This window comes from Mesobacillus sp., from assembly GCF_049588175.1.
Lineage (GTDB): Bacteria > Bacillota > Bacilli > Bacillales > Cytobacillaceae > Mesobacillus.
Genome location: NZ_JBAVFI010000045.1, coordinates 1 through 1,739 on the forward strand (window position 1 = coordinate 1; position 1,739 = coordinate 1,739).

General features: G+C 42.0%; 1 protein-coding gene. It reads right to left on the reverse strand.

Annotation, left to right across the window (positions count from 1 at the left end):
- On the reverse strand, positions 1-1,515 hold a 1,515-nt coding region (locus WB217_RS01050; RefSeq protein WP_423989823.1), incomplete at its 3' end, for an efflux RND transporter permease subunit.
- Positions 1,516-1,739 lie beyond the last annotated feature (224 nt).

Sequence of the window (1,739 nt, forward strand, 5' to 3'; positions counted from 1 at the left end):
GCTGTATGCACGAAGCAATGGACCGTCTTTCTTAGCTTTTTCCTGCTTGTTCAGCTTTAAGAATTTCTCAGATAATGAAGGAATCAGGGTAAAAGCGACGATCACTGAGCTAATCAATGTAATGGCAACGACTGCAGACAGCATGATCATGAACTGGCCCATTTCGCCGCCAAGCAAGCCGATTGGCAGGAACACAACAATCGTTGTCAGCATGGATGCAAACACCGCTGCTGAAACTTCTTTTGTTCCTTCGATCACAGACTCAAAATTTGATAATCCACGTTCTTTTTTGCGGTAAATAGATTCAAGAATAACAATCGAGGAGTCGACCATCATGCCGATTCCAAGTCCAAGGCCAATCAAGGTTAAAATATTGAAGCTGTAGCCGAACATCCACATCGCTGCAAAAGTAAGCAAGACGGAGGTAGGAATGGATAGTCCAACGATCAGCGTAGCACGGATATTCCTCAAGAAAAGCAGAAGTACGACAACCGCAATACCTCCCCCGATAAGGATATTGCTTGTGAGACCGTCAATCGATTCCTTAACATAATCAGCTTGCGCCACCATTTCATTCAATTCAAAGCCTTTAATCAGATCATCTTCACGGATTTTTTTTATTTCAGCACGGACTGCTTCGGCCATCTCAATCTGAGTGGCATCCGATACACGGCCAACCTGGACGAAGACGAAATCCTTCGATCCATTTTTCCAGACAGAAGACGAGCTTTCAACTGGTTTTAGTGAGACCTCTGCAAGATCAGCTAACTTAATAAAACCAGCCTGCGTCGGGATTTTTAGTTCTTTTACATCTTCAACCGATGCCAGCTTTGTATTCCATCTTACCGAGGGAGAATGATTTTCATCACCTAGCTGGCCAATTGTTGCTTCCGTATTTACCTGCTGGATGGCGCCGATTACTTGCTGGACATACAGCCCCTTTTTCACAATCTCATCGCGGTTCAGTTCAATCGAAACTTCATGTTCAACAATACCGGTTATGGAAACATCGCGAACTTCAGGTAAATCTTCTAACCTAGGTTCAAGTACGTCCTTAGCAAAAGCGGTCATTTTCTCCATATCGGTACCAGAAACATCCATGAAAAATTCATAGCTCTGGTTTGTGCCATACTGACCTGCTGCAACGTCCTTCACTCCAGGAAGTTCTGCAGTAGAGGAATTGACGATTGATTCTACTTCCTTGAATAAGTCTTCTCCGCGGCCACGCTCAAATGTCAGCTGGAAGGAGCTGCGGCCAATGCTGCTGTTCGTCTCGATATCTTCAACGCCCTCAAGACCAAGGATCTTTTTTTCGAGAGGGGTCGTTATCGTGCGTTCAACTTCAATTGCAGGCATTTCCCCGGCGTTAATTTCAACATAAGCACCGTCCATTTCCATGGAAGGAAGCAATTCCTTATCGAGTTTGATTACTGCGAAGCTTCCAATCAATAAAACTAATACAACCATTAAACTGATCAAGATTTTTCTTTGCACAATAAATTTTAATAATCCCATAAAAACCTCCTGATATTTTCGTGAAATAGGAATGTGAAAAATTTCTATTTTATGCACTCAAAGACAAATCATACACACCTACGTAGGTAAAAATACCTAATCTGGTAATTACCCCTAAGTTAAAATTAGATTAATTTAACATTCCATTAAGATGTTTCCATTTTATCCCTAGAAAGGAAGTTTCATAATGAGCCAGAGACAGATTTTCGTATAAGACTTAAGGC